The following is a 16,484-nucleotide window of genomic DNA, read 5'->3' as shown; positions in this document are numbered from 1 at the left end:
GAGGCCTCGCTATACAGATCAGATGTTTGGGGACCATCACCTCGCGCGTTCACGATGCGTCGCGAGTTCGGGTCACGAGCAAATTCCCGAAGGCGTCGACCATCGCGACGAATCCCGGATGGATCGGAACGGTCGCGCCGAACTCCTCGATGATGGCCGGGCCCGCAACCCGGTGACCGGGCCCGAGGTCGGGGCGCCAGTACAAAGGAGAAATCACGTACTGCGCGCCGTCGAAGCACACCTGCCGAGTACCGGTTCTCGCCCGTTCGGCATCTTCGGTGTACGACGGATACCGTGGCAGGTTGGGTCGTCGTATCGGACCGATGCCGGACACCCTCAGGTTGACCCACTCGACTGGCTGGGATTTGTCGAATCGAAAGTCGTAGCCGTACAGATCTTTGTGAGCTTGGTGAAAGGCGGCCGCAACCTCGTCAGCTGTGGCCTGATCCATCGGTTCCGCGTTTGAGCCCGATATCGTCACCGGTACCCGTACCTCAAAAGCCTGGCCGAAATAGCGCAGATCAGCTGTTCGAACGATTAGATGCTCGGCATCTGCGAATCCCTCCGTTCTGAGCGCGGACGCGGCCTGACGGCTCAACGTGTCGAAGGCGGCGGAGATTGCGGCTATATCGAGATCGTCGTGTTTTGCGACCATGGTGTGGACATAGTCATTCTTGACATCGACGGTGAGCAAGCCGAAGGCCGAGACGTTACCTGGGTTCGGCGGTATCAATGCGCCTCGGAGGTTGAGGATGTCGAGGAGTCGGCACAACAGCAACGAGCCCGATCCGCCAAACGTGGCAAGCGTGAAGTCACGTACGTCCAGGCCACGCTTGATCGTGATCTGGCGCAAGGCATTCGCTTGATTCCACGCGGAGATCTCGAGCACACCGGCCGCGCATGCTGCCACGCTGAGACCGAGTGTCGACGAAAGTTCGGCCAATCCTTTTGCCGCGGCACCAGCATCCAGGGAAATCTCGCCACCCAGCAGGTGCGCCGGAATACGCCCCAGCACCAGGTGGGCGTCGGTGACAGTGACGTCCGCGCCGCCTTTGCCATAACAGAGCGGGCCCGGCTCGGCCCCAGCTGACTTTGGACCCACCTTCAACGCACCCTCTGGCGAAATCCACGCGATCGAACCGCCGCCCGCTCCGACCGTGGCCACATCGATCATCGGGATCTTCGACGGATAGACCCCGACACTTCCCTCAGTCGTCAGGGTGGGCTCGCCGTCCATAACAACGGAGACATCGGTCGACGTCCCGCCGCCATCACATGTGAGCACCCGGGTGAAACCCGCGTGCTGAGCGATGAGTGCGGCGCCCAGCGCGCCAGCTGCAGGCCCAGACAAGACGGTCGTAATCGGCTGGTGCACGACCTCCTCAGCCGACAGAACGCCGCCGTTGGACTTCATCACATAGAAGGGGATTGGTGCGCTGACCGCTCCGCCCGTCGCGGTGGTGACCGCATCCAGTCGGCGCCTGATGGAATTGACGTACTGCGAAACTCTGGGTTTGACTGCTGCGTCGACAAGGGTCGTCATGGCGCGTTCGTATTCGCGGTACTCCGGCAGCACCTCAGACGAAATCGATACGACGGCGTCGGGGTGAAACTCGCTGAGGATGTCGCGCATCTGATGCTCATGCCGAGGATTGGCATAAGCGTTCAAGAAGCACACTCCGATTGCCAGAATCCGTCGCGCTCTGAACCACTCCGCTACAGCGATTGCCTGCCTACGATCGAAGGGGCGAAGTTCTCCGCCCGTGTAGTCGAACCGCCCGTCGACGGTCTTGACCAGGTCGGCGGGAACGATGCGCTCGGGTTTTACCCAAAAGTAGCTATTGCCGTAGCCGTCGGGTACGGACTGACGGGCGATCTCGAGCATGAACTCGTAGCCGGTTGTGGTGATGAATCCGAGCGGGCCGACCTTGCCTTCAAGAAGTTGGTTGGTGGCGACAGTCGTGCCGTGGCTGACTGCCATCAGCACGTCACCTGTCTCGCCTGGATCGACATCCATCAAACGAAGCACCTTGTCGATGCCGTCCATGAAGCCTTCTGCCGGATCATCGGGCGTCGAGGGCGTCTTCGTCGTAACCAAAGTTCCCGATAGCTCGTCGAAGGCGACGATGTCGGTAAACGTGCCACCGGTATCGATACCTACCCGGATACGTCGAACTGCCATGATCTGAGTCAACTGGCGCGCCGCGCCGAACTCCTCGGCAGGATGTGCCGAAACCTCAATCCAGCCTTGGAGAGAACGCTCCGGTTACTACACGCCTCCGGCTCCTGAGCGGAAGGTCGCTCGTCCCGCGGGCCTTAGTGATTCGAACAAAGGGAAGCACCGGGTTCGCCGGCTACACGAGAGAGCAGGCGCCCTCACCACGACCGTCGCCGTGATCCGACGAGAACTCCGGCGAGTGCGATGGCGGCTCCTATCAACGCTCCTGCGAGGAAACCGCGGTCGGGAAACGAAGTCTGCGTCCGAGATCTTGCAACCTTTCGCGCTGCTGAATCGACCATCCGCACGGGTACTGGCGCGCTCTCGACATCTGCAGTGCTCGTCAGTTCGTCGTCCACCCGAGCGAAGAACTCGCCTGCCATCTTCTTCGCCACACCTGTGAGCATCCGTTGGCCTACGCCGCCGATGACGCCACCCACTACCGCATCAGCGTCGTAGCGCAAGCGGGTATTTCCTTCGAATTCGCTCAGATCCACTTGCACGTCCGCACTGACCGTACCCGGAGCTCCGGCTCCTGATGCGCGCAGAACGAAGGAGCTGGGCTGGCGCTGGTCACGCAACTCCACCCGGCCGGCGTACGTCCCCTTGATCGAGGCGACGCCGGCAGTCAACGTCATCCGGTAGGCGTCGGGACCGGTAGGTTCCAGCCGCTCGCACCCCGGAATCGTACGAACGAGAACGTCCGGATCATTGAGAGCTGCCCAGACCTGTTCGATCGGCGCGTGTAGCAACGCCTCACCTGCGACCTTCATCCTGCGAACCCCCTTTGGGTACTTGGTCATACGGCGCGAGACGGCACTGCGCGGCCGCCGGGTGTTGGTCAGTCAGGCGGCGCGGCCGCATGCTGCTGCCTGAGCTCGAACAGCTCCGACGGTGAGATCGGCATAGAGGTTATCGCGAAACCCTCCGCGTCTGAGATCGCAGACGCCAGGAGTGCCGCGCTTGGGATGACCCCGGCCTCGCCCGCGCCCTTCACGCCGAGCGGGTTGAGCGGCGACGGCGTTTCAAGATGATCAATCTCGATGCCCTTGGGCACCTCGCTCACGTAAGGCATCAGAAAATCCATGAACGATGCGTTCTGAAGCTGACCGGCCTCGTCGTAGACCATCCGCTCGTACAAGGCACCTCCAATGCCCTGGGCGACGCCGCCATGTATCTGTCCCTCGACGATGAGCGGGTTGATCAACGTGCCGCAGTCGTGAACCACGCAGTACCGCAGAATCGTGACCTCGGCGGTATCGGGATCTGTCTCCACGATCACTGCGTGCATTCCGTTGGCAAACGTCGAGCGCAACGGTGAGTAGTACTCCTTGCCCTCCAGTCCCGGTTCGTCACCGTCACGTACCGGCGCGAGATCTGGATCGCCAACAGCGAACTGGGTCGCGGCCTTGGATGCCTCATCGAAGGCATACCTGAGCGGGTTGGACAGCACCGCGACAGTACCGAGTGAGATTTCTGCACCTGGTACGCCCTTGACCCGTACCATGCCGGCGACGATCTCGACGTCAGCAGGATCGACCTCCAGAGCGTCCGCGGCGACCTTGAGAACCTTGGCCTTGGCTGCTCGCGCGGCCAAGGCTATGGCGGAGCCGCTCATCACTGCGGCTCGGGAGGCGAATGTCCCAACTGCGTAGGGAAATCTCCGTGTGTCACCGGTGACCACCTCGATATCGGCCATCGACACACCCAATTCGTCGGCGACGATCTGCGCGAATGCAGTTTGATGCCCCTGACCCTGCGATGTCAGACCGGTAGCCACTTTGACCTTGCCCGAGGTCTCGATCTGGACGTGACCGCCCTCGTACGGACCGACGCCAGTTCCTTCGACGTAGCAGGCCAAACCGATACCGACCGTGCGCCCCTGCGCGACGGCCGCAGCCTTATACACGGCCCAGTCATCCCATCCGATCAGCGCCTTGATCTTCTCCAGAGAAGCAGGGAAGTCTCCGGAGTCATAGATGAGCGGCCGGCCGTCCTGGAAGATCAGGCCGTGATCATAGGGCATCTCTTCGGGTTGGATGAAGTTGTTGGCCCTGACCGTAGCGCGGTCCATTCCCAGTTCGGCCGCTATGGCGTCGACAGTCCGCTCCATGGCGAAGACACCCTGGGGTCGGCCGGCACCACGGTAAGGTGTAACGATTACTGTGTTGGTGTAAAGCGAATCGAACTCGACCCGGTATGCACCGGGCTTGTAAGGACCGAGTAGTTGCGTTGAGGTAATGATGGGCACGATCAACCCGTAGGGAAGATAGGCTCCGTTGTCGTGCCAAAATCTGACCGAGAGCCCAAGTATTCGCCCGGCGGAATCGAACCCGACCTCGACACGCTGCACCTGACCACGTTCGTGGGCCGACGAGATGAAATGCTCGCGGCGATCCTCGGTGAACTTCACGGCACGGCCTATTGCGCGCGCGGCCATCGGAACGAGAACCTCCTCCGGCCACGGATGAACGATCTTCACCCCAAAACCGCCGCCGACATCCGGCGTGATCACTTCGACGCTACCGAGATCTAAGCCGAGCTTCGCGGCTACGGCGGCGCGGACGCCGGTCGACGTCTGGGTTGACGTCCACATTCTCAGTCGTTGCGAATCGCCGTCCCAGTGCGCGAGAACTCCCCTACCCTCCAACGGAGTGCTGGCGGATCGTTCTATCTCGAGGTCGAGTTCAAGGCGATGCGGCGCAGCCGCGATGGCGAGCGCTGCGTCGCCGACTTCTTGAACGAAATGTGCGGCCACATTGCCGGGAACATCCTCGTGAACCAGATGTCTGGCGCTGCGCGCATTGGCAATACCTACCACTGGCGGCAGAACGTCGTAGCTGACCAAGACTCGTTCGGCGGCATCTTCGGCCAGATAGCGATTCTCGGCGATGATCACAGCGACAGCTTCGCCGACATAGTTGACCTCGTCCTTTGCGAGGGCATACTGCGTTCTTCCGGCGACGATCGAAGGATGCGGAATCAGCAACGGCAACGGTTCGGCCAACGCCCCGGGCAGATCCTCATAGGTGTAGATCGCGAGTAACCCATCGACGTCCAGCGCGCCCGACACGTCGATATCGGTGATCCGTGCATGCGCGTGCGGCGACCTGACAACGGCCATCTCAGCCGCGCCGTGCCCGAGATCGTCGAGAAAGCGGCCAGCTCCGGTCAGCAGCCGAAGGTCCTCGACCCTCGAGACACGTTCGCCCATCATCCTCGTCGTCATGCCCGATCCGGTTCTTCCATCGGCTGTTCGACTTCGGAAATGATGTCGGCAGCGCGCAGCACTGCTGCGACTATGTTCTGGTAACCGGTACAGCGGCAAAGGTTGCCGCCGATCATTTCTCTCGCCTCCTCGATGCTGGGCCGCGCATTCGCAGCAATCCCTGCGGTTATTGTTGTCAGGAATCCAGGGGTGCAGAAACCGCATTGCAGGCCATGGCATTCCTGAAACGCCTGCTGAACCGGCGACAACTTCCCGGCCGGATCGGCAAGGCCCTCAACCGTTGTTATCGACTGGCCATCCATGCTGATCGCGAGCAACAAGCATGCTCGCATCGGCGTGCCATCGACGAGAATGGTGCAGGCACCGCACACGCCGTGTTCGCAGCCCACGTGCGTTCCGGTCAGTTCGAGATCGTGCCGCAGGAAGTCTGACAACAGTCGACGCGCAGGAACCTTCGTTTGGTACGCGATGTCATTGACGATGAGGCTTATATCGTAAAGTGATTCGCTCATGCACTCGCTCCGATAGCCGCGTCGGCAGCGTTGCGGGCCGCATCCCGGACGACGCGCGCCGTGAGAATTTCGGCAAGGTGTCGCCGGTATTCGGCCGAGGCGTGAATATCGGTCTCGGGGTCTACCCGGTCCCTCACGTAAACAGCAACGTCGGCGATATCGGCATCAAATAGGCGCCCTCCGATCACGTCTGTCAGATCGATCACCAACGGCGCGGCCGAGATCGATAGATACGATGCGCGAACCGAGCGAATACGAAGGTCGTCGTCAAGAGTCACCAACGACGCAGCCCCGCATACGGCGTAGTCTCCGTGACGTCGCGAAACCTCGGCGAAGGCCGTACCGGACTGCGGCGGAGAGGACGGAAAGAAGGCCTCGACCGCCAGTTCGCCCGGGCGTAACGCCGACTCCATTGCACCCAAGAAGAAATCCGCTGCCGCTATCGTCCTACGGCCACCGGCCGAAATCGCCGTCACCGTGCCGCCCAGTAACGCGAGTACGGCGGGCATTTCCGCAGCTGGGTCAGCGTGCACGATGCTGCCCACCGTCGTCCCTCGGTTGCGGATAGTTGGATGAGCGACCAGCTTGAGCGCGGTCGAAAGCAGCGGCTGCGCGTCTCGAGCGCCAACATCACCTTCCAGCGCAGCGTGTCGTACCAGAGCGCCGATGCGCACACCACGGGATTGGCTGTCGATGTAGGCCAGATCGTTGATGCGGTTGATGTCGACGAGATGACTGGGCGCAGCTAAGCGCATGGACAACAAAGGCACCAGGCTTTGTCCGCCGGCGAGAACTTTTCCCTCTGGGCCGAGATCGGCAAGGATCTTGACAGCTTCATCAATTTCGGTCGGACGGCTGTACTCGAACGAGGCAGGCTTCACGTCAGAACTCTTCGGTGCGATCGGCCGACGAAGCCGCCTTGGTTAGCCAGGCGAAGGCACCGGTCGCAGCCGATCGCGACTCCTCGATTGACATCAGGCCTTACACCGCCAATACCCAGAATGAACCCGTCGAAAAAGGACAGCGGTTCGGATGATTTCTGATATCGCCAAGGTCCTCGGCTCGCATCCCTTCCTCGTAGAGATTCGATCATGCCGTACGACGAGACTGTGCCACCAGCTGTAGCGGACTCTTGCCAACGTCGACCCGAATCACGGTTAACTATTGACAACCGCTGGCGCTGGCGTCAGATGCCTCGCATCTGGACAACCTGAAGAGCGAGCGCGACGTCGAGGCGCAGGTGCGGGTCGGTGGTGAACGGACCGACTATGCGCTCCAACTTTCCGATTCGATATCGCAGAGTGTTGTAGTGAAAATGCAGTAGGCGTGCGGTCTCGGCGACGTTCAGATTTGTATCGAGCAGGGTCTGGAGTGTCAGGCGCAGATCAGCGGCCTCCGAGCTATCGGTGCTCAGGTCGGCGAGTACCTCGACCGCGAAGGTTTTCAGCTCTGCTGTGTCAGGCACCAGCGACAACAGCCGATGGACCCCTAGCGAGTCGAAATGCGAGACACTTCCGTGACCGTGGACGCGTCGCCCGACGGCGACCGACTTGCGTGCCTGCGAATAGCCGGCGGCAATTTCGCCCGGACTCGTGACCACCCGTGAGATCCCGGCACAGAAGGACTGACGGCCTCCGCCACGATCGCCGCGTACGGCCATCACGACCTGATCGACACTGACGGCAGGGTCGTCGACCCGGACAGGCAACAATGTGACGACTTCTTGACTGAATGCGACCACCGGCGCGGACTTGTCACGAGCCCGAACAACCTGGTGCCAGGCCGATGAGAACCGCTCATGCTGGGAGCGGTGGATGACCGGACCTGGGACCACACCCGACGCGGCAGCATCAACCGGATCCAGTTCGGCGACGACGACGACGAGCGGCCGGTCAATTTCCCATCCCAACGCACGGCAGTGCGCGACGACGCTTTCATCAGCGTCAACAAGACCTGTCAGGACATCTCGGAGATAATCGCCGCGGAACTTGCCCTCGACGGCGGATACCGCAAGTTCCTTGGTAATCGTCAAGGCAGCGACGATCGCCGCCCGCTCGATGGCGGTGAGCGAGCCTGGTGGCAGCCTGTCATCAGCTCGATAGGCCACGATCCGGCCGTGATCGATGCCGCCTGCGACGATCGCTGTCATCGCGGCCGACCCCAGGACCGCGCCCGGAACGGCTTGCCGCCCGGGACGAAGTCGCTCGACCAGCAGACGTCCCGTCAAATCGAACTGGTCAGCCGCCTCGAGACCAGATCGGTGCGGCTCCCCACCCTCGTCGGCGAGTACGCGCCCGTCTGGCGTCGTAATAAGCACCACACAATCGAGCAGCCGCGAAACTTCAACGGCGATCTGGGGCAGACCGCCGCCGTCGAGCACGATCGCTGAGATCGCTCGATGCAGCGCATCCGCCTCGGCCAAGACCCTGGCCTGGCGGTCGAGCAACTCGCCGAAAACGTCAGCCAGGACCTCGTCGAATGCGACTGCGTCGGGCAGCCGAAGCACCGGAAATCCTAGTTCGTCGGCGCGATCGAGAACCCGCTGCGGGATCTCGTCGAGATAACGACCCAACTTGACTGCAAGAGCGGCCAGGCCTTTCGTGTTCAAATCCCCCACGAGGTCGAGCATCAGTCGTTCCTGCTCTGCGGGACCGGCTTGGCTCAGCGGAAAGCCGGTGGTCAACAGAAGCTCGTGCTGCTTGACCCACGGCAGAATATCCGGGACTTCCATGACATTCACCCCACGGACCAGGCGATCCAGCCCCGTGTGGCCCGCGAGAACCGTGGTTCCCTCGAGGCTCGGCGTTCCGAGGAGGGCCCGTACTGGCAGGCCATCCAGAGTCGGGTCTGTCAGATCGCCGACCTTTCGCGCGTGATCATTGGCAATTGTGCCCATCGGCAGACGGTAGCCGACGCCGTTACGTTCCAGCGAACACGGGTCGGAAAAGGGGTGTGAATGGGGCAAACCTTCCTTGAGGCACGGGCCGAGACCGTGCAAGCCGGGGTGCTTTCGGTCTTTGCCGAGGCGTCGGAATTCCTGAGATCCCAGGTCCGGAACAATCAAGGCACCGCTCACGTCCTCGGGGTGTTCGCAGAGGCTTGTTACGTCGAGCTGACCTCCGGTGCAGTGTGCGCGATCCTGACGACGACCGCCGTGGTTCAGCCGATCGGCATCCTGCTGGGGGGCGCGGTTGTACACGATCTTCGCGATTGGGTTGGTGCCGCTCGTGAAGCCAGTGTCGGTGTGGATTCGCTAAAGGTCGGCCGCATCGAGGCGCACATTCGCGCTCTGCGCGATCCGAGTCTCCGTTATCTCGGCGAGCCCGACCCGGCGTTGCTGGCCCGGCTCGAGTGCACCCTGAGGCTGGAGGCCTCCAGAATCGCGCTACCCGCGTGGCCGAGCGAGGCGGCAGCTCTGCAATATCGTCTACCCAGTCGGGAAGGGACGAAAACTTTGGCCCGCTCAATCGCTGACTGCATTGGCCACGGACCGGGACTCACGCCGTCAGGTGATGATTTCTTGTGCGGCCTGTTGGCAGGTGGCGTGCTATTCGGTCGCGAGGTAGCGGCCCATCGCGCGGTCATCCGGCACTATCTGAGAACGCACCCGGGCGCGACAACCAGCTTGTCGCGTGCCCTGTTGCTGCGTGCATGCGCCGGCGAGGGCCTGACCGAGCTGTCTGAACTCGGCAAGGCCTTGTGCCGCCACGCCGATCGTTCAACGGCGGAGGCAGTAGAGCAGGTGGAGACCGCCGCTCGGACCGTGACGTCGATTGGCCACAGCTCGGGGCTGGCACTGGCGACGGGTCTGCTCTACAGCGCAGAAATGCTCTCTGGCGGCGTCCGCCGGCCGAGCAATTCGCGTGCCGACGTCGCCAGGGCTCGGTAAGAGCCATCAGATCGAGAGGGGCGTCGTGAGCTCAGATACACAAGAACGAGTCGAATTGCGGCGAGGGCTGTACCAGGACTCGGTCACACTCATGCAGCTGAGCCGTGATCTGACCGCAACCGCGGGCGTCACTTCAGCGCTGGTAGCCATGGCCACGGACGTGAACCTCGAGGTTCTCCGCGATATGGGTTTCCGCGCGCCCGAGGGACTCGAGTCGCCGAACGAGCTCATCATTGCGATCCGTGGCGTGGATCGGTCGACGGTCGAAGCGGCAATGGCCAGAGCCGACGAGTTGCTCGCGGCACCGCGCGGAGCCAGCAACCGCACTGGCATCACCGATGGCAGCGACGCCTTTGGCAACTTCGGAGCGGACGTGCAGGGACGGACGATCGGCACCGTCGCGCGAGATCTCGAACTGAGTTCGCCCTCTCAACGGTGCCTGGCTCTGATATCGGTCCCCGGACAGCATGCATTCACCGAGGCCGTCGACGCGCTCGACGCCGGATGCGACGTCATGATTTTCTCGGACAACGTGACCGTCGAGCACGAAGTGATTCTCAAGGATTACGCATCCGAACGTGGTCTGCTTGTGATGGGCCCGGATTGTGGCACCGCTGTCCTCGGTGGAGTTGGGCTGGGCTTCTCGCACACGCTCGGACGCGGGCCGGTCGGATTGGTCGCTGCCTCCGGCACGGGAGCGCAACAAGTTTTGTGCCTGCTCGACGCCGCCGGAGTGGGGGTCACTGCCGCGATAGGCACCGGCGGCCGGGATTTGTCCGCCGAGGTTGCCGGCCGTTCGACTATCGCGGCTATGCGCGTACTCGATATCGACCCCGATACCGAGCTCATCATGGTCGTTTCCAAGCCGCCGTCGGAGGCGGTTGCGACGGAGCTCAAGCATGTCGCGGCAACCCTGTCGACACCCGTCCACTTCGCACTGCTCGGCCCGGACCTGCCTGATCTCACTGCGGCGACTGAACAAGCGCTTGCCATGCTGGACCGCCCACCCCCGCGCTGGCCGTCGTGGCCCGCCCGCAGCACTCGCCACGCGCAAGCGGACGGCCCTCGGACCGGTACAGCACTGCGCGGCTTCTATTGCGGGGGCACCCTGTGCGATGAGGCGATGCTCATCGCCACTGCCAAACTGGGCCCCATCTATTCCAATACGCCGCTGTATCCGGAATGGGCACTCGACGCATCGCTGCACACCGAAACGCACCTGATGATCGACTTCGGAGACGACGCATTGACTCGGGGGCGCCCTCATCCGATGATCGACGCTTCGATGCGGAACCGGTACTTGCTCGCCGCGATAACCGATCCGGAAACAGCTGTCCTGCTGCTCGACGTGGTGCTGGGACATGGGGCCCACCCCGACCCCGTTGCAGAGCTCCTACCGATCATCGCGCAAGCCGAGGTCCCAGTAGTCTTAAGCCTGATTGGAGCTCGCCTCGACCCGCAGTCACCAATGGATTCCGCGGCGCGGCTGAGCGACGCCGGCGCAGCCGTGTTCACCTCGAACGCGGCGGCGACACGTCATGCCCTCGCACTCCTGGAACGGAGCACATCTTGACGTCTCCAGCACCGTTGAGCGGCGCGTCCATGATCCTCACCGCTGGTGTTGACCTGTTCGCAGAGGCCGTTGCAGCCCAGGGTGCGCCGGTGCGGCGCGCCGATTGGCGTCCGCCGATGCCCGGAACCGAGGCCGATCTATCCCGGGTCATGTCAGATCCCCGTCGATCATTGGCCAATGCCGAGGCGATCCAGCGGATCGTGTCGACGGATGCCTACCTCGTCGACGTTCTTCCGGCCGGCGAGGCCCTCGGCCTGTCGGCGAGCGACTTCCTGCACGCCGGGCCCCCGATCGGGTGGGATCGCGCATCAGGACCACTCCGGGGCGCTCTGATGGGCGCCGCCGCGCTCGAGAAGATGGTCTCGAGCCCGGAGGAGGCCCCAAAGCTCTTCGAATCCGGATCCGGCTACACGCTCGATTCGTGCCATCACCATGGCGCCGTTGGGCCGATGGCCGGTGTCGTGTCCGCATCGATGTGGGTGTTCGTCGTCGAGAACCCGTCAACCGGTGCTCGCAGCTTCTGCACCTTGAACGAGGGACTTGGCAAGGTCCTGCGCTACGGCGCTTATTCGCCTGAGGTTCTGGACCGTCTCCGTTGGATGTCTGAGGTCCTGGCCCCGCTGTTGCAGCGATCCGTGCGGGCTCGGGGACCTGTGAATCTACGAGCCATCCTCGCGCAGATGCTTCAAATGGGCGATGAGGCCCACAACCGAAACCGCGCCGGAACCCTCATGCTGCTACGGGAGTTGCTGCCCTCGCTGATCGATTCCGAAGCACCAGCTGCCGACGTAGCCGAGGCGGTTCGGTTCGTCGCTGCGAACGATCATTTCTTTCTCAATCTGGCGATGCCCGCCTGCAAGCTCACGCTCGACTCGGCTCGAAATATTGACGGTTCCACGATCGTGGTCGCGATGGCGCGAAACGGCACTGACTTCGGCATTCAGACCGCGGGGACCGGTGATGCGTGGTTTACCGGCCCGGCACAACTGGCCGACGGGTTGTTCCTGGGCGATTATGGCCCAGCGGACGCCAATCCCGACATTGGCGATTCAGCTATCACCGAAACAGCCGGGCTCGGCGGTTTCGCCATGGCGGCCGCTCCGGCGATCGTCCGTCTCGTCGGCGGTAGCGTCCACGAGGCACTGAACACGTCCCGACTCATGTATGAAATCACGGCAGCCGAGCACCCCATGTACTCGATACCCGTACTGGACTTTCGAGGCGTGCCGACCGGCATCGATGTCACGAAGGTGGCCCGGACGCAAATCCTCCCCCAGATCAACACCGGAATGGCCGGCAAACAGGCCGGCGTGGGTCAGGTCGGGGCGGGGCTTGTGAAACCACCAGCCGAGGTATTCCCGAAGGCGTTGGCAGGATTGGCTGCGCGAGTCCGAGCGTCAGAGCGTGGCTCGGTACGCTAACCGATCGTGACGCACAGCAACCCCCAGAGCATCGAACAACAGATCGCGCACGAGCTCGGCGTTCGTGAACGTCAGGTTGTGGCCGCGGTGGGCCTGCTCGACAGCGGCGCCACGGTGCCGTTTATCGCTCGCTATCGAAAAGAGATCACAGAGACTCTCGACGACGCCCAGCTCCGGACCATAGAGGCACGACTGGCCTATCTGAGAGAGCTGACCGAGCGTCGGGTGGCCGTGCTCGAGGCCATCGCAGCGCAGGGCAAGTTGGACGACGCGTTACGACAGCAAATCATGGCAGCTGATTCGAAGGCCCGCCTGGAAGACATCTATCTTCCGTACAAGCAGAAGCGTCGTACCAAGGCCCAAATCGCGAGGGAGGCCGGCTTGGAGCCGCTGGCCGCCCGACTTCTCGCCAACCCGCGGCTCGAACCACATGCCGAGGCCCTGGCCTTCGTCAGTGCCGCGAACGGAGTTGGTGACGCTGAAGCCGCGCTCGAGGGCGCACGCGCGATCCTTACCGAACGCTTCGCCGAAGATGCCGATCTCATCGGATCGTTGCGCGAGCGGCTCTGGCAACAGGGCCGACTCGCCTCCGCTGTTCGTACGGGTCGGGACGAAGACGGCACCAAGTTCTCTGACTACTTCAACTTCTCGGAGCCTCTGACCAAGTTACCGTCGCATCGGATACTTGCAATGTTCCGTGGCGAAAAGGAGGACGTCCTCGATGTCACGATAACCGGGGAGGACTCGTCGGCGAGCTCGCCGGCATCCGTCCTCAACGGCTACGAGGTGAGGATCGCGGGCAGGTTCAAGATCGCCGACAACGGACGAGCCGCGGATCGCTGGCTGTTGGACACGGTGCGATGGGCGTGGCGGACTCGCATCTTCGGCAGGCTGTCACTGGACTTGCGCGCCCGGCTACGGCAGGCCGCCGAGGACGAAGCCGTTCGAGTATTCGCTGCAAACCTTCGCGACCTCTTGCTCGCCGCACCTGCCGGAACCCGTGCCACCATGGGTCTCGATCCTGGGTTTCGGACCGGCGTCAAGGTCGCTGTCGTCGATTCCACCGGCAAGGTCGTGGCCACGAACACGATTTACCCGCATGTTCCACAACGACGCTTTGAGGAGGCCTTGGGGACGCTCTCTCGATTGGCCACGGAGTATCAAGTCGATTTGATCGCGATCGGCAACGGTACTGCCTCACGCGAGACGGAGAAGCTTGCTGCCGAGCTGATCAACCGAAATCCCGCGCTCACCCTAACGAAGGCGGTGGTGTCCGAAGCCGGGGCATCGGTCTACTCCGCGTCGGCCTACGCCTCAGCCGAACTTCCGGAGCTCGACGTCTCGCTGCGAGGCGCCGTATCTATAGCGCGGCGGCTTCAGGACCCCCTCGCGGAACTGGTGAAAATCGATCCGAAATCAATTGGAGTGGGTCAGTACCAACACGATCTACCCGAGATCAGCCTTTCGCGTTCGTTGGATGCTGTTGTCGAGGACTGCGTGAATGCCGTTGGTGTCGATCTGAACACCGCATCAGTGCCCTTGTTGGCCCGGGTATCCGGCGTCGGCGAGGGACTAGCTGCGAGCATCGTTGCTCATCGGGACACCGTTGGGCCGTTCCGTACTCGGCGCGCGTTGAAGGACGTACCCAGACTCGGACCGAAGGCATTTCAGCAATGCGCGGGTTTCTTACGCATCCAAGCTGGCGATGATCCACTCGATGCCTCAAGCGTTCATCCAGAGGCGTACCCCGTGGTGCGGCGCATAGTTGCCGCCACGGCCACCAAGCTCGAATCGTTGATCGGCAATTCGGCCGCGCTCGCAGCGATCAAGCCCGACGAATTCGTCGACGATACCTTCGGCCTGCCAACGATCACCGATATCTTGGCTGAGCTGGAGAAGCCGGGCCGTGATCCTAGACCGGCTTTCAAGACCGCTACATTCGCCGATGGTGTCGACACCTTGGCAGACCTGCGTGTGGGAATGGTTCTCGAAGGGACAGTCACCAATGTTGCCGCCTTTGGAGCATTCATAGATGTTGGCGTTCACCAGGACGGGCTCGTACATATCTCCGCGATGTCGGATTCCTACGTCAAAGACCCGCGCGACGTTGTCAAATCAGGCGACATCGTTCGGGTAAAGGTTCTTGACATCGATATCGCGCGTAAACGAATCGCACTCACGCTACGACTGAGCCAGGACGTGGGTCGGGGCGACTCGGCCAAGACATCAAGGCCGGTAACGGCCAAGACGTCAGGGCCGGTAGCGGACAAGCCAGATGGATCGGGCGGACCGTCCCGAGAGCCGGCCAAGGCCAAGCGATCCAATCCTTCCCGCACCTCCGGACGAGCTGAGCGCCCACCGACGGCACCTTCAACAGCGATGGCAGAGGCCTTACGTCGGGCGGGCCTGGGCAGGTCATGACAGCGGCGAGGTGTCCTCGCTCACGGACCCGGCGGCACAAGTAGGCTTGACCGATGCCGATCCTCGTGCGGGCAGCAATGTTAGGTGTGGCCACCGGATCGCGAAGCACTCTCGGGCTCGCGGTGCTGACGCTAACGGCAGGCCGTGAGCCCGCGAGGGCGGCTTCGGGTGCTGTGCCGGCAGGCAGACGTCTCCGGACCCAAAGCGTTCGGTCCGGTAGCCCTTGGACCAACACCGCACAAATTGCGCGCACCTGGACTGATAGCACCTGGACTCACCGCACGTGGACCAAACGCGCTGCCGCGCTCGCCTTGGCCGGCGAACTCGTAGGAGACAAGCTCCCGCAGACGCCGAGCAGACTCGAACCCGTCGGCGTCGCCTCCCGAGTGGTAATGGGGCTTGCCTCCGGCGCCATTCTCTCTTTCAGGGAAGGTCATTCGTCGAGTCGAATGCTGCTCGCCGCCGCCGCTGGCGCTGCTGGCGCAGTCGTGGGAACCGGCGTCGGGGCCACCTGGCGCGATCTGGCGGCCGAGAAGTTCGGATCAGATCTGCCCGGCGCCCTAATCGAGGACGGCGTGGCGATCACGTTGGCCAGCGCTGCAGTGCGCGGCTGATGCCTCAACTCTGATCGACTGCCGCCAGGTCCGCTGGAGTGTCGATGTCGCTTATTTGATTGGGAAGATCGACGAAACGCACTCGATCCGGATGAAGATCTATGAACCTGCGTGCGCCCTGGTCACCTTCTGCAGCGGCACCGAATTCTCCGAAAGAATCACGCGAAACAAGCACCGGATGAGATCGCTTCCCCCCGCGCCGAGCCACCACGACGTCTGCCAGGTCGACCGCGTGTGCCTCCGCGACCGCGCTTATGTCGGATGGTTCGATACCAATCTGATCGACCAACACGATGATGCACACGTCGCCAGATACTGCCTGCAGTCCGATCCGCAGGGACGAGCCCATACCCAAGTCAGGGTCGGGGTTGACGATTGTCGTTGCGTCATCGGCGCGAATTGCCGCTGACCGCACGACTGCGACGACCTCACTGCAACCACCAGCACGCAGGAGGCCCACCGCACGATCAATTAGCCGGACGCCGCCGACAATCAAGTCGGCCTTCGGCCGACCCAATCGGCGTCCCGCGCCTGCGGCCAGCACCAAACCACTGGTAGCCACCCGATGTACACCGTCGCTTCCCTCAGTCGTCCTCACGGCGGCATT

At 62.7% G+C, this 16,484-nt stretch carries 12 protein-coding genes; 5 read left to right on the top strand and 7 right to left on the bottom strand.

The annotated features are described in order from the left end of the window. Nucleotides 1–49: 49 nt before the first annotated feature. The 6 genes from ACSMXN_RS11935 to ACSMXN_RS11910 form a co-directional block, all read right to left on the bottom strand. Nucleotides 50–2,182: a hydantoinase/oxoprolinase family protein gene (locus ACSMXN_RS11935; RefSeq protein WP_022912470.1), complete on the bottom strand. Its 2,133-nt coding sequence runs from the start codon at nt 2,180–2,182 to the stop codon at nt 50–52. A 194-nt stretch (nt 2,183–2,376) separates the two neighbouring features. Then, a complete protein-coding gene (locus ACSMXN_RS11930; protein WP_022912469.1) occupies nt 2,377–2,991 on the bottom strand; it encodes an SRPBCC family protein in 615 nt (204 codons plus the stop codon). 68 nt (nt 2,992–3,059) lie between these two features. Then, complete coding sequence (cutA, locus tag ACSMXN_RS11925) at nt 3,060–5,447, bottom strand: aerobic carbon-monoxide dehydrogenase large subunit (RefSeq protein ID WP_022912468.1); 2,388 nt, start codon at nt 5,445–5,447, stop codon at nt 3,060–3,062. Then, nucleotides 5,444–5,959 (bottom strand): (2Fe-2S)-binding protein, encoded by a 516-nt coding sequence (locus ACSMXN_RS11920; RefSeq protein WP_022912467.1) that lies wholly within the window; start codon nt 5,957–5,959, stop codon nt 5,444–5,446. The genes cutA and ACSMXN_RS11920 overlap by 4 nt, the downstream gene beginning before the upstream one ends. After that, nucleotides 5,956–6,840: an FAD binding domain-containing protein gene (locus tag ACSMXN_RS11915; protein ID WP_022912466.1), complete on the bottom strand. Its 885-nt coding sequence runs from the start codon at nt 6,838–6,840 to the stop codon at nt 5,956–5,958. The genes ACSMXN_RS11920 and ACSMXN_RS11915 overlap by 4 nt, the downstream gene beginning before the upstream one ends. A 305-nt stretch (nt 6,841–7,145) precedes the next feature. Continuing rightward, nucleotides 7,146–8,855 carry a PucR family transcriptional regulator gene (locus ACSMXN_RS11910; protein WP_022912464.1) on the bottom strand — a complete coding sequence of 570 codons (1,710 nt, stop codon included), beginning with the start codon at nt 8,853–8,855 and terminating at the stop codon, nt 7,146–7,148. 60 nt (nt 8,856–8,915) lie between these two features. Between ACSMXN_RS11910 and ACSMXN_RS11905 the strand changes: the two genes are divergently transcribed. From ACSMXN_RS11905 to ACSMXN_RS11885, 5 genes are read left to right on the top strand one after another with little or no spacing between them, the layout of a single operon-like run. After that, the gene (locus ACSMXN_RS11905) at nt 8,916–9,848 is read left to right on the top strand and encodes a DUF2877 domain-containing protein (RefSeq protein WP_022912463.1); all 933 of its coding nucleotides are present in this window, start codon (nt 8,916–8,918) and stop codon (nt 9,846–9,848) included. A gap of 25 nt (nt 9,849–9,873) precedes the next feature. Beyond that, nucleotides 9,874–11,421, top strand: a complete 1,548-nt coding sequence (locus tag ACSMXN_RS11900; RefSeq protein ID WP_027139238.1) for a hypothetical protein — start codon at nt 9,874–9,876, stop codon at nt 11,419–11,421. Next, complete coding sequence (locus ACSMXN_RS11895) at nt 11,418–12,842, top strand: YlbE family protein (protein WP_196811201.1); 1,425 nt, start codon at nt 11,418–11,420, stop codon at nt 12,840–12,842. Before ACSMXN_RS11900 ends, ACSMXN_RS11895 begins: the two co-directional genes overlap by 4 nt. Nucleotides 12,843–12,848: 6 nt before the next feature. Continuing rightward, on the top strand, nt 12,849–15,263 hold the full coding sequence (locus ACSMXN_RS11890; protein WP_022912462.1) for a Tex family protein: 2,415 nt from the start codon (nt 12,849–12,851) through the stop codon (nt 15,261–15,263). 53 nt (nt 15,264–15,316) lie between these two features. After that, nucleotides 15,317–15,877 carry a membrane protein gene (locus tag ACSMXN_RS11885; RefSeq protein WP_022912461.1) on the top strand — a complete coding sequence of 187 codons (561 nt, stop codon included), beginning with the start codon at nt 15,317–15,319 and terminating at the stop codon, nt 15,875–15,877. A gap of 4 nt (nt 15,878–15,881) precedes the next feature. Here the strand turns inward: ACSMXN_RS11885 and ACSMXN_RS11880 are convergent, their stop codons facing one another. Continuing rightward, nucleotides 15,882–16,475, bottom strand: coding sequence for a nucleotidyltransferase family protein (locus tag ACSMXN_RS11880; RefSeq protein WP_022912460.1), 594 nt, complete (start codon nt 16,473–16,475; stop codon nt 15,882–15,884). Between the last annotated feature and the right edge of the window lie 9 nt (nt 16,476–16,484).

It is taken from the genome of Parajatrophihabitans canadensis, from assembly GCF_053764775.1.
This window is presented reverse-complemented; position numbering and strand designations above follow the sequence as displayed.

What these genes read in the sequence shown, in the direction of transcription:
- ACSMXN_RS11910 (WP_022912464.1), bottom strand. Translation starts at nt 8,855, where the DNA reads ATGGGCACAATTGCCAATGATCACGCGCGAAAGGTCGGCGATCTGACA.
- ACSMXN_RS11920 (WP_022912467.1), bottom strand. Translation starts at nt 5,959, where the DNA reads ATGAGCGAATCACTTTACGATATAAGCCTCATCGTCAATGACATCGCG.
- cutA (WP_022912468.1), bottom strand. Translation starts at nt 5,447, where the DNA reads ATGACGACGAGGATGATGGGCGAACGTGTCTCGAGGGTCGAGGACCTT.
- ACSMXN_RS11930 (WP_022912469.1), bottom strand. Translation starts at nt 2,991, where the DNA reads ATGAAGGTCGCAGGTGAGGCGTTGCTACACGCGCCGATCGAACAGGTC.
- ACSMXN_RS11935 (WP_022912470.1), bottom strand. Translation starts at nt 2,182, where the DNA reads ATGGCAGTTCGACGTATCCGGGTAGGTATCGATACCGGTGGCACGTTT.
- ACSMXN_RS11885 (WP_022912461.1), top strand. Translation starts at nt 15,317, where the DNA reads ATGCCGATCCTCGTGCGGGCAGCAATGTTAGGTGTGGCCACCGGATCG.
- ACSMXN_RS11905 (WP_022912463.1), top strand. Translation starts at nt 8,916, where the DNA reads ATGGGGCAAACCTTCCTTGAGGCACGGGCCGAGACCGTGCAAGCCGGG.